Origin of the sequence: Kribbella sp. NPDC026596 (assembly GCF_040638415.1) — a bacterium.
Classification (GTDB): Bacteria; Actinomycetota; Actinomycetes; order Propionibacteriales; family Kribbellaceae; genus Kribbella.
This window is the reverse complement of the sequence record NZ_JBEZYF010000028.1, coordinates 30,441-46,733: the sequence shown is the minus strand read 5'-3', so window position 1 is coordinate 46,733 and position 16,293 is coordinate 30,441. Positions and strand designations below refer to the sequence as shown.

Here is a 16,293-nt window from a genome sequence, read left to right as displayed (position 1 = left end):
GAGGGCGATCGGCCATGGAGGGGACAGTTGCTAGTGTCATCGAGGTCGTGGACGCGACGGACGTAGTCCGCGTCTATGGCGAAGGGGACACCGCGGTCCGGGCGCTGCGCGGTGTGAGCGTGCAGATCGAGCCCGGCCAGCTCACCGCGGTGATGGGACCGTCCGGGTCGGGCAAGTCGACGCTGATGCACATCCTGGCCGGTCTGGACCGTCCGACGTCGGGGTCGGTGAAGATCGACGGTATCGAGATCACGACGCTCGGTGACGACGCGCTGACCAAGCTGCGCCGTCAGCACATCGGCTTCATCTTCCAATTCTTCAACCTGCTGCCGATGCTCACCGCCCGCGACAACATCCTGCTGCCGCTGACGATCGCCGGGGTGAAGCCCGACCAGGGGTTCTTCGACGGTCTGGTCGAACGGGTCGGTCTGGCCGACCGCCTCGAGCACCGGCCGGCCGAGCTGTCCGGCGGCCAGCAACAGCGTGTGGCGATCGCGCGCGCCCTGGTGTCGCGACCGACCGTGGTGTTCGCCGACGAGCCGACCGGCAATCTCGACTCCCGGACCAGCGGCGAGATCCTCGCGCTGATGCGGTCGTCGGTCGAGGAGTACGGCCAGACCACGGTAATGGTGACGCACGACGCCAAGGCTGCCGCGATGGCCGACCGGGTGCTGTACTTGGCCGACGGGGAGATCGTGAAGGAGACCGGCAGGTCCAACCAGCACGAGATCCTGCAGATCATCGACACGTTGGACCTGCAGTGATCCGGTTCGCGTTACAGGGCCTGCTGGCCCGCAAGCTCCGTACGGCGCTGACCGCGATCGGCGTCGTCCTCGGGGTCGCGCTGATCTCGGGCACCTATGTCCTGACGGACTCGATCACGTCCGCGTTCGACTCGATCTTCACCGAGAACTACAAGAACACCGACGCCGCGATCACCGGGAAGACCGCGTTCGACGCCGCCGAGGACGGGACCGTCACCGCACCGCCGTTCGACGCGAGCCTGCTCCCGAAGGTCCGCGAGCTGCCCGAGGTCGGCGCGGCCGGCGGCGCGGTCGGCGGCGAGGCGCAGTTGATCGGCAAGGACGGCAAGGCGATCGTCTTCGGCGGCGCCCCGAACCTGGGCTTCAGCGTCGATCCCTCGCTGCCGCAGTTCAACTCGCTGTCGCTCGTGTCGGGGTCCTGGCCGACCGGCGACGAGGTCGTGATCGACACGAAAACCGCCAAGGAGAAGGGATTCGCGGCCGGTGACCCGATCAGGGTCCAGGCGCGGGGCCCGGCCCAGGAGATGCGGGTCTCCGGCCTGGTCGAGTTCGGAGCGGTGTCGTCGATCGGCGGCGCGACGCTGGCCGGCTTCGACCTCGAGACCGCGCAGCGGCTGTTCGACAAGACCGGCAAGCTCGACCAGATCCTGATCGCGGCCAAGTCCGGCATCAGCGACCAGCAGCTGGTCGACGCGGTCCGGCCCATCCTGCCGGAGGCGACACAGGTCCGGACCGCCGACGAACAGGCCAAGGAGGACGCGGCCGGAACTTCGAGCTTCCTGAGCTTCCTGCAGACGTTCCTGCTGGTGTTCGGCGGGATCGCCTTGTTCGTCGGCTCGTTCGTGATCGCGAACTCGCTGTCGATCACGATCGCCCAGCGGACGCGTGAGTTCGCGACCCTGCGCACGCTCGGTGCCTCGCGTCGGCAGCTCCTCAGCACGGTGGTGCTGGAAGCGCTCGTCACCGGGCTCGTCGCGTCGGTGGTCGGACTGTTCCTCGGGCTCGCGATCGCGACCGGGCTGTTCAAGCTCTTCGACGCGGTCGGCTTCACGCTGCCGAACAACGGGCTGGTGTTCCGGACCCGGACGATCGTGGTCGCTTTGATCGTCGGCGTCCTGGTCACGGTCATCGCCAGTCTGCGTCCGGCGTGGCGGGCGACGCGCGTACCGCCGATCGCGGCGGTCCGCGAAGGCGCGACCCTGGTGCCCGGGCGGTTGCACCGGTACCGCCCGATCGGCGCGGCACTGCTCGCCGTCGGCGGAATCGCGTTGGTGCTGGTCGGATTGTTCGCCGACGGATTGTCGACAACCACGTTGCTGTCGCTGCTCGGTGCCGGCGTGCTGTTGCTGTTCATCGGCATCGCACTATTCTCGGCGCGCCTCGTCCGCCCGCTGGCAGCGATCTCGGACCCGATCGCGCGCTGGTCGGTCGTCGTACTGACTGCTGTGATCTGGCCGTTCATCCTGCTGCCGCTCTACCTCTTGCGGCGGCTCTTCGGCCGGCATCCCGAATTCCCCCGGGTCCTCCCGGACCGGCCGGCCGTGGCGATCGGCGGGCAGAACAGCAGGCGGGATCCACACCGGACGGCGTCGACGGCGGCCGCGCTGATGATCGGGCTGGCCCTGGTCACGCTGGTGGCCACGTTGGGTGCCGGCATCATCAGGCCGTTCGAGCAGGCCGTGGACGGGATCTTCAGCGCCGACTACGCGATCACCGCGCAGAACAACTTCAGCCCGTTGCCGCCGCCGGTCGCCGCGGCGGTCGCGAAGGTGCCAGGCGTCGAGCAGGTCACCAGCGTGCGCGGTGGTCAGGCGAAGGCCTTCGACAAGACGATCACGATCACCGCGGTCGACGACGAGGCGCCGGACCTGCTCACCTTCGACTGGCGCTCCGGCTCGCAGGCCTCACTCGGCGAGCTCGGCGCCGACGGCGCGATCCTCGACGCCGAGTACGCCGACAACCACGGGCTTGTCCAGGGGTCGCGGTTCGCGATGGAGACGGCGACCGGGAAGACCCTGCAACTGCAGGTGAAGGGGATCTTCCGTCCGCCGGCCGGTGGCTCGCCGTTCGGGAACGTGACGATCTCGACGGCCACGTTCGACGCGACCAGTTCCCAGCCGCTGAACCTCTACACCTTCGTGAACATGAGCGGCGGCGTCACCGCCGAGAACACCGCGGCCCTGACCAGTGCGCTGAACTCGTTCCCGAACGCGAAGGCGCAGACGCGGGACGAGTTCAAGAAGGCGCAGACCGACGGCATCAAGAGCATCCTGAACGTGCTCTACGTCCTGCTGGCGCTGTCGGTGCTGGTGAGCCTGTTCGGCATCGTCAACACGCTGGTGCTGACCGTCTTCGAGCGGACCCGTGAGCTCGGTATGCTGCGCGCGATCGGCCTGACCAGAGGGCAGGTGAAGCGGATGATCCGGCAGGAGAGCGTGATCACGGCTCTGATCGGCGCGGTCATCGGAATCGTCCTCGGCCTCCTGCTCGCCTCCCTCCTGGCCGCACGGCTCGACGAGATCTCCTTCACCGTCCCGGTCTCCCAGCTGGTGATCTTCGCCGTCGTGTCGGTCATCGTCGGCATCTTCGCCGCGATCTGGCCGGCCCGGCGGGCTGCCAAGCTGAATCCACTCGAAGCGCTGCAGTACGAGTAGTTGTACGCAGGCTTGCTAACCCTGGGCGGTGTTAGCTTCGCTGGCTGTGAAGCGAATCGCCGCCCTCGCTGTCGTACTTGTGCTCACTGGTTGTTCGACCGTCGAGTCGAAGGACATCCGGACCAGTGGGATCACCGCCAACCTCGTCGTCACCCTGCCCGAAGGGACCGACGCCGCGGACGTGAGTGCGTCGCTCCGGGTCGGCACGCTCACCTTCGTGGAGCTCGGCGACGGTGAGGAGATTAGCGCGTCCGGTGGCGGGAAGGACGCCGTACTGCGGCATCACCGGGCTGCCGGGGTCACCAGTTACAGCAACCGGCTCGACGGTGTGGTCGCGGCGGGAACCGAGATCACGTTCGGCCTCAAGCGTGGCGGCGCGGACGGCTCGGCGCCGACGTCGACGGTAGGGCTGCCTGAGCGGGTTCGGCTGGTCGCGCCTGCGGCTGGTACGTCGTACTCGCGCCGGCGGGACATCGCCGTACGGTTCGAGAGCGAGCCGTCGCAGCTGCCGTCGGTGCTCACGTGGGCCGGAGAGTGTGTGCAGGAAGGCAGCCTCCAGCTCGAGCCCGGCCGTACGTCGGCGACGATCGCCCGTGGCTCGATCAAGCAGGTCACGACCACTCCGACGCCGGGCAAGGACGTCTCCCGGTGTCAGGTCAGGCTCACGCTCACTCGCCGTACTGAAGGCAAGCTCGACTCCGCCTTCAAGGACGGAACGGTGACCGCGGAGTCGCAGTCGGCCCGGGAGATCAGCTCCGTTCCGTAGTCGGGTGGCGACACGCGGCGGTCACCCGTTGGCCTTGAGTCGGCTACCTTCACGAGGACACAGGTATCCCTGGGCCAGCCAGCCTCAGGGGCGTCCGCCCATACCCCTCCGGAAGGAACCCCTCATGCGACGCCTTCCGCGCGCGCTACTTCCGTTTGCCCTCATCGCGGGTCTGCTGCTCCCAGCAGGCCCCGCTGCCGCCAGCCGCGGCGACTTCGACGTCCAGGCCCACCGCGGTGGTCTCGGACTCACCGTGGAGAGCACGATCGCGTCGTTCTCGCACGGCCTCGAGCTCGGCGTCAGCACACTGGAGCTCGACGTCCAGATCACCCAGGACGGGTACGCCGTCGTGACGCACGACCGCAAGGTCACCGGCAGCAAGTGCCGCGACACCGCGCCGTACACACCGAACGACCCCGAGTACCCGTACGTCGGCAAGTTCATCAACACGCTGACCCTCAAGCAGGTCAAGCAGCTGGACTGCGGTTCGCTGCCACAGGCCGGCTTCCCCGGCCAGCAGCCCGACCCGGGCGCCCGGATGCCGGAGCTGCGCGACATCTTCTCGCTGGTGCATCGCTACCAGGCGTACGGCGTGAAGCTGAACATCGAGACCAAGGTCGAAGCCGGCGCGCCGTCGGAGACCGCGCCACGGGAGCAGTTCGTCCAGGTGGTCGCCCAGGAGATCCGCAAGGCGCGGATCGCCCGCCAGGTGACCATCCAGAGCTTCGACTGGGGTTCGCTGATGCGGATGCACCAGGTCGCGCCGGAACTGCCGCTGGTCGCGTTGACGAACTACGACTTCCTGCAGGTCGGCCAGCCCGGCAAGTCGCCGTGGCTGGGCGGGATCGACATCGACGACTTCGGCGGCGATCTGGTCAAGGCGACCAAGTCGTTCGGTGCGTCCGCGATCTCACCGGTGCACGGCTTCCCGCAGGACGGGAAGGTGACGGATCCGGCGTACAGGCCCTATGTCACCGAGGACATGGTGAAGTCGGCGCACAAGGCCGGGATGAAGGTCGTCCCGTGGACGGTCGACGACCCGGCGACGATGCAGTCGCTGATCGACAAGGGTGTCGACGGGCTCATCACCGACTACCCGGATCGGCTGCGTTCGGTCGTACTGGACAACCGGTTCAAACTCCCGAAGGCATACGATGCTCCCGCCGTACGAGCGCTGCCGTCGGCGCACGCGCACAACGACTACGACCACCGGCGACCGCTGCAGGACGCACTGGACCGTGGCTTCAACAGCGTCGAGGCGGACGTCTGGCTGGTGGACGGTGAGCTGCGGGTCGCGCACGATCTGGACGCGGCCCAGCCAGGGCGCACGCTGGAGAGCCTCTACCTGAAGCCGCTGGCGGACCGCGTCCGTGAGAACCACGGGCAGGTCTACAAGCACGGTCGGGACTTCCAGTTGCTCATCGACATCAAGAGCGACGGACCATCCACGTACGCCGCTATCGACAAGGCGCTGGAGGAGTACCGCGGCATCAGCACGGTGTTCGTCAACGGACGGGTGCTGAAGGGCGCGGTGACGTCGGTGATCAGCGGCAACCGGCCGCTCGACGTACTGAAGGCGCAGAAGATCCGGTACGCCGGATACGACGGCCGGCTCAGCGACCTGGAGTCCGGGATGCCGGCGTCGCTGATGCCACTGGTGAGCGACAACTGGACGAACGTCTTCACCTGGAACGGTCTCGGCCCGATGCCGGAGACCGAGCGGACCAAGCTGCACGACATCGTGGCGTCCGCCCACCACGCCGGCTACCGAGTCCGCTTCTGGGCGACGCCGGACGCACCGGGCGCGGCTCGCGAGGCGCTGTGGGGCGAGCTAGCCGCAGCGGGTGTCGACTACCTGAATACTGACGACCTGCACGGTCTGGAGGATTTCCTCCGCGGTTAAGGCGTCACTTCCGTGAGGGCGAGGACATCTCTGCCCTCACGGAAGGCCTTGCGTTGTTTCACCGCGCCGTTCCCATCCACCAGTGCACGTTGGATGCCGTCGTTCACCAGTTCCACCGCGTCGAGCTCCTGCAGCGCCGGCTCGACATGCCGGCGCAGTCGCTCGATGACCTCGGCCATGGGCAGTGGCTCGCCGCTCCGCGCGTCCAACCCACCACCGGTGAGGCCATCACGCGCCGCCAGCCAGTGGGCGGCCCGTAGTACCTCCGGCTCGAGCTTCGGGCCCCGGCCGCCGTCGTCCAACGCAGTCATCACGAGCGCACGGATCAGCGTGGCCAGCAGCACGGTCTCGTCAATGGTGCGCGGCACGTCGCTGACTCGGACCTCGACCGTCGGCAGATGTGTGGACGGCCGGACGTCCCAATAGACCATCCGTTCGTCGATCAACGTGCCTGCCGCCACGTGCATCGCCACCAGCGCGTCGAAGTGCTCGAACGACTCCAGGTACGGCGGCGGGCCGGCACACGGCCAGCGCGTCGTCATCAACCAGCGCCAGCTCGCGAAACCGGTGTCCTGTTGCCGATAGATCGGTGAGTTCGCGGTCAGTGCGAGGAGTGCCGGCAGCCACGGCCGCAGGTGGTTGCTGACCTTGGTACCTGCCTCTTTGTCAGGCACGTCCACATGCACATGGCAACCGCAGACACACTGCTCGCGCGCCAGCAACCCCCACTGCTCGGCCAGCTCCTGGTAGCGGGGCTTCTTCGTGATCGGCTGCGCCGCCTCACCGTGCGGAAGGACGCCGATCGCCAGCAGCCGGGCGCCCTGCTCCGCGGCGGCCTTGGCGAGCTTGGACCGCATCTCCGCCAAGTGCACACGCAACTCGGTCGACGTGTCACAGACCGGAGTGTTGATCTCGACCATGGCTCGCGTCAGCTCGAGCTCCACGTCCTGCAGGTCCGCCACGACCGCCTTGCTGCGCGGGAGCGGTTGGCCGGTGGCGGACACCAGCAACAGCTCTTCCTCGACTCCGAACAAAGGATGCCTCACCCTCGGCCGGTACCCGCTGACAAACCGGCGGCGGCTAGGCTCTGCGGCGTGAGTCTGCCGATCGTCACCGCGACCCGCTACGTGCTGCCGTTGCGGGAGGGCGGCTCGTTACCCGGTGTTGTCGAAGGCAACGATCTCGGCACCTACGTGATCAAGTTCCACGGCGCCGGACAGGGCCCGAAAGCGCTGGTCGCCGAGGTGATCGTGGGCGAACTGTTCCGCCGCCTCGGCCTGCGAGTGCCCGAGCTCAAGCTGATCCAGCTCGATCCGGCGATCGGCAAGTCCGAGCCGGACTTCGAGATCCAGGAACTGCTGATCCGCAGCGCCGGCCTGAACCTGGCCGTCGACTTCCTGCCCGGCTCCTTCGGGTACGACGGCTCGGCCGGCAACCCCGGCGACGACGCCATGGCCCGGATCCTCTGGCTGGACGCGTTCGTCGCCAACGTCGACCGGTCCTGGCGGAACACGAACCTGCTGGTCTGGCACAAGAACCTCTGGCTGATCGACCACGGAGCCGCGTTGTACTTCCACCATTCCTGGATGTCCGCGGAGAAGTTCGCCGGCCTCCCGTACGACGCCTCGGACCACGTGTTCTCCGTCGCCACACCCGGCGTACGCGCGGTGGACGAGGAGCTGGCCGCGGCGATCACCCCGGCGCTGCTGACCGAGGTGATCGGGCTCGTGCCGGACGAGTGGATCGAGGACGGGGACAGAGAGCGCTATCTCGGCCATCTGACCGCACGACTGGCAGACCGGTCGGCCTGGCTGCCGGGAGGTGCGCGATGACCGAGCGGAGCGAGGGCATCAAGACAACACAGCGCGTTTGTGCCTCATCGGCGCCCGGAGCGAAGCGAGGACGTCGATGAGTTCGGACCTGGTGCCTTTCGACTACGTGATCCTGCGCGCGGCGCCGCGGATCCAGCGCGGTGAGTTCGTCAACGTGGGTGCGGTGCTGTACTGCCGGGCCATGGACTTCCTCGGCGCGGCCTGGGACGTGGAGCCGTCACGGCTGAAGGCACTCGACCCCGCGGTGGACGTGGACGTCGTCTGCGCGTCGCTTGAGCAGATCCGGGCCATCTGCGCCGGTGACCCGAACGGTGGACCGGCTGCGGCCACCCGGATCGGTGAGCGCTTCCGCTGGCTCGCTGCGCCTCGCAGCACCGTCGTACACCCCGGACCGATCCACAGCGGGCTCACCAACGACCCCGCCGCGGATCTGGACCGGTTGCTCGACGCCTTCGTCCGCTAGTGTCCTGACACTAGGCCAGCGCGGCCGACACGACGTCGCGAGCCTGCTCGAAGACCTGCTTGAGGTGGTCGGCGCCCTTGAAGGACTCGCCATAGATCTTGTAGAGGTCCTCCGTGCCGGAAGGGCGCGCCGCGAACCATGCCGACTCGGTGGTGACCTTGAGCCCACCGATCGCCGCGCCGTTGCCCGGCGCACTCGTCAGCCGGTCCACGATCGGCTCACCGGCCAACTCGGTCGCGGTGACCGCATCCGCGGACAGGGCCGACAGTTTGGCCTTCTGCTCACGCGTGGCCGGCGCGTCCACCCGTGAGTACGCCGATGCGCCGAACCGCTCGACGAGGTTGGCATGCGCCTGTGACGGCGTCTCACCGGTCACTGCGGTGATTTCACTGGCCAGCAACGCCAGCAGGATGCCGTCCTTGTCCGTGGTCCACACCGAGCCGTCGAAACGCAGGAAGCTCGCCCCGGCCGACTCTTCGCCACCGAAGCCGACCGAGCCGTCGATCAGCCCCGGCACGAACCACTTGAAGCCGACCGGGACCTCCCACAGCCGCCGGCCCAGGTCGGCCACCACGCGGTCGATCAGGGACGACGACACCAGCGTCTTGCCGACGGCGACGTCCGGCCCCCACTGGCGGTTGGCGAACAGGTAGGAGATGGCGACGGCGAGGTAGTGGTTCGGGTTCATCAGGCCGGCGTCCGGGGTGACGATGCCATGGCGGTCCGCGTCCGCGTCGTTGCCGGTGGCCACGTCGTACCGGTCCCGCTGCGCGACCAGCGAGGCCATCGCGTACGGCGAGGAGCAGTCCATCCGGATCTTGCCGTCGTGATCCAGCGTCATGAACGACCAGGCCGGGTCGATCCTCGGGTTCACCACGGTCAGGTCAAGGCGGTGCCGCTCGGCGATGGCAGCCCAGTAGTCCACGCTCGCACCGCCCAGCGGGTCCGCGCCGATGTGCACGCCGGCCGTCCGGATCGCGTCCAGGTTGAGCACGGCGGGGAGGTCGTCGACGTAGTGGCCGACGAAGTCGTACTCCCCCGCGTGCTGACGGGCCTGCTCGAACGGCTTCCGCCGTACCTCGCGGTTGCCGCCGGCGATCAGCTCGTTCGCCCGGGCCGCGATCCAGCCGGTGGCGTCGGAGTCGGCCGGGCCGCCATGCGGCGGGTTGTACTTGATACCGCCGTCGCGCGGCGGGTTGTGCGACGGTGTGATGACGATGCCGTCCGCACCGGCGCCGGCACCGCGGTTGAGCCGCAGGATCGCGTGGGACACCGCAGGGGTCGGCGTGAGCCGGTCAGCGCTGTCCACCAGCGTCTGTACGTCGTTGCCCGCCAGCACCTCGAGCACCGTGCGCCAGGCCGGCTCGGACAGACCATGGCTGTCCCGGCCGACCAGCAGTGGGCCCGTGGTCCCTTCACCGGCCCGGTACTCGCAGATGGCCTGGGTGATGGCCAGGATGTGCGCCTCGTTGAAGGCGCCGTCCAGGCTCGAGCCGCGGTGGCCCGACGTACCGAAGACCACCTTTTGGGCTGGGTTCTGCACATCCGGGGTGATGTCGTCGTACGCCTTGAGCAGCGCGTCGACGTCGACGAGGTCCTCGGGCTGTGCGGGCTGGCCTGCGCGTGGGTGCATGACCTCATGCAACAAGCCCACGCCCCAGATCACAACTCCCGGGACGGGTATCTCAGCTCTCGTACGGCGTGAGCAGCTGTTCGACTGGTGCGTAGTCGTCGGTCAGGACCGGCGCGTCGCCGACGAAGTCGGTCGGCTGGTCCCGGACCTCCATCTTCGGCTCCAGCCGTGAGCCGATCGCCGCGACGTCGATCGGCCGGTCCGACCCGACCAGCACGAAGTTGCCGCCGGTCTGCCCGGAGAACTCGTCCTTGCGCGCGATCACCGCGACGTACTCGAATTCCGCCTGAACGGTCTTGATCTCGGCCTTGGCGAACAGAGCCTTGCCGTGGTCGATCACGTTGACCAGGTAGACACCGTCCGGCCGCAGTACCCGGCGGATGTCGGCGATCAGCTCCCGAGTGGTGAGGTGCCAGGGCACCGACAGCCCGCTGAAGGCGTCCATGATGATCAGATCCCGGCTGTCCGTCGCTTCCGCACGCACTCCGAGCCGCCCGTCCCGGACCGTCACCGCGAGGTCCGGACCGGTCTGCACCCCGAGCTCCCGCTTGTCCAGCTCGACCACCGCCGGGTCGATCTCGTACACCTGGTTCTTGGTCCCCGGCCGGGTCGCGGTCAGGTAGCGCGGCATGGTGAGACCGCCGCCGCCGACGTGCAGCGCGTCCAGCCGCCGTTCGTCGGCCCAGCTGCTGTTGATCGCGGCCGCGAAGCTCTTGATGTACTCGAACTCCAGATAGGTCGGGTCCTTCAGGTCGACGTACGAATGCCGGAGCTCGTCCAGGTACAGCGTCCGTCCGCTCTCCCGATTCGGGTCCACGCCGACACGAGCACAGTGGTACGCCGTCTCCACCTCACAGGGCCGTGGTGCGACCAGAGTGAGCGTCGCGCCGACCAGTGCGAGGGCCACCGGCTTCACGGCGGCCTGTACACCTCGCAGTACGACGGTGAGCGCCGCTCCGGTCACCACGAGTACAGCGCCGAGCGTGAGCACGATGGCGCTGATCGGGGCGGTCGCGACGAAGAGGAACCCGGTCAGTACGGTGCCGACGATCCCGCCGACCGTGGCATAGGCGGACAGCCGGCCGACCACGGTGCCGGTCTCGGCCAGCGTGGACAAGCGCAGCTTGGTCACCATCGGTGTGACGGCGGCCAGCAGTGACGCGGGTGCGAACAGGGTCAGCGCGAGTACCGCGAACACCAGGTCGTTCGCACTTCCCCTCACCGCATCACCGGTCCAGCGGACGACGGGGAGGATCAGCAGCACCAGTGCGCCGGCGGACAGGATCAGCGGGCCCAGTGTGCGAGTCGGCGGGATCATGTCCGCGAACCGCCCGCCTAGTGCGGCCCCGGTCGCGATCGCGGCCAGTGCGACCCCGATGACTGCGGTGTTCGTCTCCAGCGTCAGTCCGATGTACGGCGCGACCAGCCGCAACGACACGAGTTCCAGCACCATCACAGCGGCCGAACTGCCGAACGCCAGCGCGATCGCCAGCTTCTGGCCCACTGGCCCATCCTCACCCTTGCTCACCGCGTCACCCTACCGGTGCAATGAGACAGTGACCGATGCGAAGACCAGCGCCGACCTGTACCGCGCAAGCCGGGAGCGAGTGACCACTGCGGTGCGTGATCTCACCCCGGCCGAGCTCGACCAGCAAGTGCCCGCTTGCCCGCAGTGGAGCGTGCACAACCTCGTGTCGCATCTGACCGGCGTCGCGGCGGACTTCGTGGCGGGCAACCTCGCCGGCGCCCCACGACCGCCGTGGACCGCGGTTCAGGTGGAGACCCGGCGCAATCTGCCGATCGCAACCGTCCTGGATGAGTGGGCCGTTGTCGGACCGAAGCTGGAGGAGTTGGTCGTGAGCGGTACGACGTCGCATCCGCTCGTTTGCAGCCCCTGGGTGGACACCGGGACGCATGAGGCCGATCTGCACGGCGCGATCGGCAGCGGCCGGCCGCCGACCGAGGTATGGCTCGCGGTCCTCGACTGGATGCTCGACGAGCCGGGGCCGTTGACAGTGGTCACACCGGACGGCACGTATTCGGCCGGTTCTGACGGTCCGGACGCTGTCGTGCGGACATCGTCGTACGAGCTCTTCCGGGCGATCTTCGGACGGCGCAGTGCTCGGCAGATCCAGGAGTGGGAGTGGGAGACGCCCGAGCATGCCGTCAACTGGAGTCTGGATCTCGCCCGGCTGCCTCAGACCTCGGTGCCGTTGGCCGACTGATCCAGGCGGGTTATCAGCGTCTTGGGTGCGATCTGGCGGAACGCGCTCTCGACCAGGTCCTCGAAGTGCTCCCAGTCGACCTCGACATCCAGGTAGACGCCGAGCCAGCCGCGATGACCGACGTACGGCGGCCGGAAGAAGTGCTCGGGGTCGTCCTCGACCAGTGACTCCTGCACGCCGGGCGGCGCCGCCATCCACACCGCGACCCGGTCGTCGTGGTGCTGGTCGGCGTACATCACGAACGTCTTCTTGTCCCGCACGAACCAGGTCGGCTCGCCGTGACTCGGTCGTTCGGTCGCCTCGGGCATTGCCAGGCACAGGCTGCGCACACGCTCCAGGACATCCATTTGCCTAGTGTCCCTTTGTTCAGTGTCCCTTGTTCAGCGTCCTTTGTTCAGTGTCGCGGTCCTGGGATGACAACGCCTGCTTCATAGGCGTAGACCACGGCCTGGGCGCGGTCGCGGAGGTCCAGCTTGGTCAGGATGTTGCTGACATGGGTCTTCACGGTCTGCTCCGCGAGGACGAGCTCCGCCGCGATCTGCCGGTTGGACAGTCCCCGTGCGACCAACCGCAGTACGTCGGTCTCGCGCGGCGTGAGGTGCACCGGCACGATCGGTACGACGGGTTGCGCCCGGGCGAAGTCCTCCACCAGACGGCGTGTCACCGAGGGCGCGAGCAGTGCGTCGCCGGCCGCGACGATCCGCACCGCTGCAGCCAGCTCGTCGGGGGTCGAGTGCTTGAGGAGGAAGCCGCTCGCGCCGGCGCGGAGTGCGGCGTACACGTAGTCGTCGAGGTCGAAGGTGGTGAGCATGATGACGCGCGGCGAGTCGCCGGCCGCCGCGGCTCCCAGGATGCGGCGGGTCGCGGCCAGGCCGTCCAGCACCGGCATGCGCACGTCCATCAGGATCACGTCCGGGTGCAGCTCGGCCGCCAGTACGACCGCTTCGGCGCCGTCGCCGGCCTGGCCGACCACCTCGAGATCGGCCTGCGCGTCCAGCAGTGCACTGAACCCGGCGCGGACCATCTCCTGGTCGTCAACCACCAACACGCTGATCGTCACTCGCTACCTCCTCCCCGACCGGTATTGACACCGCCACCAGATAACCGCCTTCGGGGGTCGGACCCGCGTTCACAGTGCCCTCCACGAGCTCCACCCGCTCCCGCATCCCCTCCAACCCATGTCCGCTGCCTTCGCGGTCCGGTACTACTTCCCGAGCCACTCCGTTGGTTACGTTCACCTCAAGCGCGTCGCCGACCTGCCGAACATCCACGCTCACCACAGATCCCGGCGCATGCCAGACAGCGTTGCTCAACGCCTCCTGCACAACCCGGTACGCCGTCAGCTCGACGGCGGGATCGAGTCCGGTCGGTTCGTTGGAGGTCAGCCGCACATCGGCTCCAGCTCGACGCGTGCTTTTCACCAACTCCGCCAGCTGCTCCAGCCCTGGCTGCGGTCCGAGCGTCGGTTTCTCCACGGGCTCCCGCAACAACCGCAACACCTGGCGCATCTCCGTCAGCGAAGCGCGCGCCGCCTCGGCGATCTCGGCGAACTCCGCGCGTACGTCGTCCTGCACGTCAGCCAACCGGTGTGGCGCACTGTCCGCCCGGACCACCACGACGGACAGGTGGTGCGCGACGACATCGTGCAGTTCGCGGGCGATCCTGGCTCGCTCCTGCAACCTCGCCCGTTCGGCGCGTTCGCTCTTGCTGATGTTCTCCTGCTCGACTAGCCGGCGGCGCGTCTCGCCCCGCGTCCGCAGCAGGTCGCCGACCACGATGGCGATCGCGGACATCACCGCCGAGGTGACCAGCCCTGGCCAGCTGCCGCGGTCCGGCGCGAGCGCCGTGGCAACAACGCCGACGATCTGCGTGCCGACCCACCAGGCCATGAGCTCTCGGCGTCCGAGGCCCCGCACGGCGGCGACCGCGAGTACGAACGCGTGGCCGAAAGCCGCGGTAGTCCCCCACGGCCACGGCTCGCTCGTGCTGATCGGCGTCGTCACCGCGGCCGTGATCGCCGTGGTCGCGAGCGAGACGATCACCGCGATCCGCGGCCGCAGCCGGGCCAGGCACAGCCCGAGTGCCCGGGCCATCGCCAGCGCGAGTACGGCGCCGAGCGAGACGCGGTAGTGCTGACTCAGATCCATGACCGTCAGCACCAGCAACGCCGCGACCCCGAGCCCGGCAACCCGCGCCCACCGCCCGCGCGGCCACCCGATCTGCTCCTCCGTCACGGTTGGACCCTAGATCACAGCTGCTGCAGCCAGGACCAGAAGAACATCAAGCCCCCGGTCGCCACCGCGATAGTTGCCGGAAGCACCCACCGCGCAACCGCCGTCCCGTCAAGCCCCCGAACCAGCCGCGCCTGCAGCCCCGCGATCCCCCGCAACGCCAGCAGGAACACCACGATCGCCGGCACCGCAACAGCCGCATGCACCGCCCAAGCCCCCGCCTTGGTAGGCCCACCCCAAGTCCCCGGCCCGAACGGCCCATCCTCCACAAACCCGTAGAAAGGCCCCCGAACCACCGCCATCACGACAAGCAACCCCAAGAACCAACTAACCAGCCCCACCACCGAACTAACCAACCCAACCCCAAACACCCACCCCACCCCAACCCGCGCCGGCCCAACCCGCACCCGACCGAACTCCGCATCCCCAGCCCGCGCCGCGACCCCGGCCTCAGCACCTGCCCGCGCTGTCGGCTGCTCGGGGTGCAGCAGTCGAGCCTGCCGCCGCCAGCGCCGGACCGCGGCCTCCTTCTCGTCCAGCACCGCATCCGCCATCGTCAGCACACCGACCGGAACCAGCAGAGCGTCGTACGCAATAGCCCGCCCCAACCGCCACAACCAGCCACCCCCACGCCGACCCGGCTGTGGGTCTCGGACCGGCTGCGAGTCTCGGGCCGGCTGCGGTTGGTTCGTCGTGGCCGGGCGGTTGGTGAGCGTGTCCGTCATCGTCTCTCCTCGGGTCTCAAGTCCTGAGATCGAGGCTAGGAATCTGGCGCCTCCGGCACATCCCGCCGACGAGCGAGATCGCGACCGGTACCCGGGTAGGGGTCGACTGTGATCCAGGTCACAGTGACCACGGTCCGTGTTGTGACGTTACACGGTCAGTGCGGGATTGGGCGTGCACGGCTCGCAAGTGCACACCTGGGGTGCCCGACCGCGCTAGCGGCGATGCCGCGTCCACCAGGAGGTTGGGACACCATGCGCATTCGGAACCTGGCAGTGACCGCCATGCTGCTCCCGGTTTTGATGCTCGCCGCCTGCGGCACCGACACCGCGTCCGGTGCGTCGGCCGCAGCGCCCGGCGCCAGCAAAGCATCCAAGCACGGCCTCACCGACGAGGTCACCGGCCAATCCGACCCGGAAGGCACGGACGATCCGGTCGTGAAGGCCTACTACGACTACCGCGTCGCGCTCGACCAGATGATGCGCAGCGGCGGCAGCAAGATCAGCCAACTCGCTCCGGTGATGACGCCGAAGATGCTCCAGGCGATCAACGCCCAGGCGAAGTACTTCCGCACCAAGAAGCTCCACAACACCGGCACCACCACGGTCCTGTGGGCCAAACGCACCCTCGCATCGAACGGCGTCATCGTGAGCGCCTGCTACGACACCACCGCAGCCCGCACCGTCAACGTCAGAGGCCACTCGGTCCTCCCCGCCTCCACCCCCACCCGCTGGCTGGACCAAATGCGAGTCCAACAACTCCAAGGCCACTGGGTAGTAGACGGCGGCACCACCACCCCCACCACCTGCTAACCACCCGCCCACCTCAAACCAAACACCGCAGCACCCCCGCGAACACCCGCCACCGCAGCCACACCACTCCAACACCCGATAGCCCGGGCAGCACCACTAGACCGAACACCGCCGACCCGGGCGGCACCACCCCGAACACCTGCAACCGCAGCCGCACCACCCAACCGGGCGGGCGCCATCCACCTCGGGCACGTCGCCGCACCACCCACGCCTTGCCGCCGGCCAGCGCAACCAGCTGAACGCCCGCTAGCTCGGCCGCACATCGTCTCCGGCTCGCCGCCACCCGG

Annotated in this window: 15 protein-coding genes; 8 read left to right on the top strand and 7 right to left on the bottom strand. The window is 68.4% G+C overall.

From position 1 onward, the window contains the following. Positions 1-14 precede the first annotated feature (14 nt). The 4 genes from AB0E63_RS23440 (at position 15) to AB0E63_RS23425 (ending at position 6,087) form a co-directional block, all read left to right on the top strand. Positions 15-764 (top strand): ABC transporter ATP-binding protein, encoded by a 750-nt coding sequence (locus AB0E63_RS23440; protein WP_360369880.1) that lies wholly within the window; start codon positions 15-17, stop codon positions 762-764. Then, positions 761-3,418 carry an FtsX-like permease family protein gene (locus AB0E63_RS23435; protein WP_360369877.1) on the top strand — a complete coding sequence of 886 codons (2,658 nt, stop codon included), beginning with the start codon at positions 761-763 and terminating at the stop codon, positions 3,416-3,418. Before AB0E63_RS23440 ends, AB0E63_RS23435 begins: the two co-directional genes overlap by 4 nt. Before the next feature lie 46 nt (positions 3,419-3,464). Further along, a complete protein-coding gene (locus tag AB0E63_RS23430; RefSeq protein WP_360369874.1) occupies positions 3,465-4,184 on the top strand; it encodes a hypothetical protein in 720 nt (239 codons plus the stop codon). A 124-nt stretch (positions 4,185-4,308) separates the two neighbouring features. After that, the gene (locus AB0E63_RS23425; protein WP_360369871.1) at positions 4,309-6,087 is read left to right on the top strand and encodes a glycerophosphodiester phosphodiesterase family protein; all 1,779 of its coding nucleotides are present in this window, start codon (positions 4,309-4,311) and stop codon (positions 6,085-6,087) included. Here AB0E63_RS23425 and AB0E63_RS23420 read toward each other — a convergent pair. After that, positions 6,084-7,133 (bottom strand): glutamate--cysteine ligase, encoded by a 1,050-nt coding sequence (locus AB0E63_RS23420; protein WP_360369868.1) that lies wholly within the window; start codon positions 7,131-7,133, stop codon positions 6,084-6,086. The genes AB0E63_RS23425 and AB0E63_RS23420 overlap by 4 nt on opposite strands. A gap of 48 nt (positions 7,134-7,181) precedes the next feature. On the opposite strand from AB0E63_RS23420, the gene AB0E63_RS23415 reads away from it, so the two are divergent. Both AB0E63_RS23415 and AB0E63_RS23410 read left to right on the top strand, forming a co-directional pair. After that, positions 7,182-7,919 carry a HipA family kinase gene (locus AB0E63_RS23415; protein WP_360369865.1) on the top strand — a complete coding sequence of 246 codons (738 nt, stop codon included), beginning with the start codon at positions 7,182-7,184 and terminating at the stop codon, positions 7,917-7,919. A gap of 76 nt (positions 7,920-7,995) precedes the next feature. Further along, the gene (locus AB0E63_RS23410) at positions 7,996-8,382 is read left to right on the top strand and encodes a DUF3037 domain-containing protein (protein ID WP_360369862.1); all 387 of its coding nucleotides are present in this window, start codon (positions 7,996-7,998) and stop codon (positions 8,380-8,382) included. A 10-nt stretch (positions 8,383-8,392) separates the two neighbouring features. Here AB0E63_RS23410 and pgm read toward each other — a convergent pair whose 3' ends face one another. Then, on the bottom strand, positions 8,393-10,015 hold the full coding sequence (pgm, locus tag AB0E63_RS23405) for a phosphoglucomutase (alpha-D-glucose-1,6-bisphosphate-dependent) (protein ID WP_360369859.1): 1,623 nt from the start codon (positions 10,013-10,015) through the stop codon (positions 8,393-8,395). A gap of 52 nt (positions 10,016-10,067) precedes the next feature. After that, complete coding sequence (locus AB0E63_RS23400) at positions 10,068-11,543, bottom strand: fused MFS/spermidine synthase (RefSeq protein ID WP_360369856.1); 1,476 nt, start codon at positions 11,541-11,543, stop codon at positions 10,068-10,070. Between the two features lie 28 nt (positions 11,544-11,571). Between AB0E63_RS23400 and AB0E63_RS23395 the strand changes: the two genes are divergently transcribed. Continuing rightward, a complete protein-coding gene (locus AB0E63_RS23395) occupies positions 11,572-12,240 on the top strand; it encodes a maleylpyruvate isomerase N-terminal domain-containing protein (protein WP_360369853.1) in 669 nt (222 codons plus the stop codon). Here AB0E63_RS23395 and AB0E63_RS23390 read toward each other — a convergent pair. The 4 genes from AB0E63_RS23390 to AB0E63_RS23375 are packed head-to-tail and all read right to left on the bottom strand — an operon-like array spanning position 12,213 to position 15,196. Beyond that, positions 12,213-12,587, bottom strand: a complete 375-nt coding sequence (locus AB0E63_RS23390; protein ID WP_360369851.1) for an MmcQ/YjbR family DNA-binding protein — start codon at positions 12,585-12,587, stop codon at positions 12,213-12,215. The genes AB0E63_RS23395 and AB0E63_RS23390 overlap by 28 nt on opposite strands. A 47-nt stretch (positions 12,588-12,634) precedes the next feature. Beyond that, positions 12,635-13,300 carry a response regulator transcription factor gene (locus tag AB0E63_RS23385; RefSeq protein ID WP_360369848.1) on the bottom strand — a complete coding sequence of 222 codons (666 nt, stop codon included), beginning with the start codon at positions 13,298-13,300 and terminating at the stop codon, positions 12,635-12,637. Next, positions 13,275-14,474, bottom strand: coding sequence for a histidine kinase (locus AB0E63_RS23380; RefSeq protein ID WP_360369846.1), 1,200 nt, complete (start codon positions 14,472-14,474; stop codon positions 13,275-13,277). Before AB0E63_RS23380 ends, AB0E63_RS23385 begins: the two co-directional genes overlap by 26 nt. 14 nt (positions 14,475-14,488) lie before the next feature. Then, positions 14,489-15,196, bottom strand: a complete 708-nt coding sequence (locus tag AB0E63_RS23375; protein ID WP_360369843.1) for a hypothetical protein — start codon at positions 15,194-15,196, stop codon at positions 14,489-14,491. A 252-nt stretch (positions 15,197-15,448) separates the two neighbouring features. On the opposite strand from AB0E63_RS23375, the gene AB0E63_RS23370 reads away from it, so the two are divergent. Further along, positions 15,449-16,006, top strand: coding sequence for a hypothetical protein (locus tag AB0E63_RS23370; RefSeq protein WP_360369840.1), 558 nt, complete (start codon positions 15,449-15,451; stop codon positions 16,004-16,006). Positions 16,007-16,293: the final 287 nt, after the last annotated feature.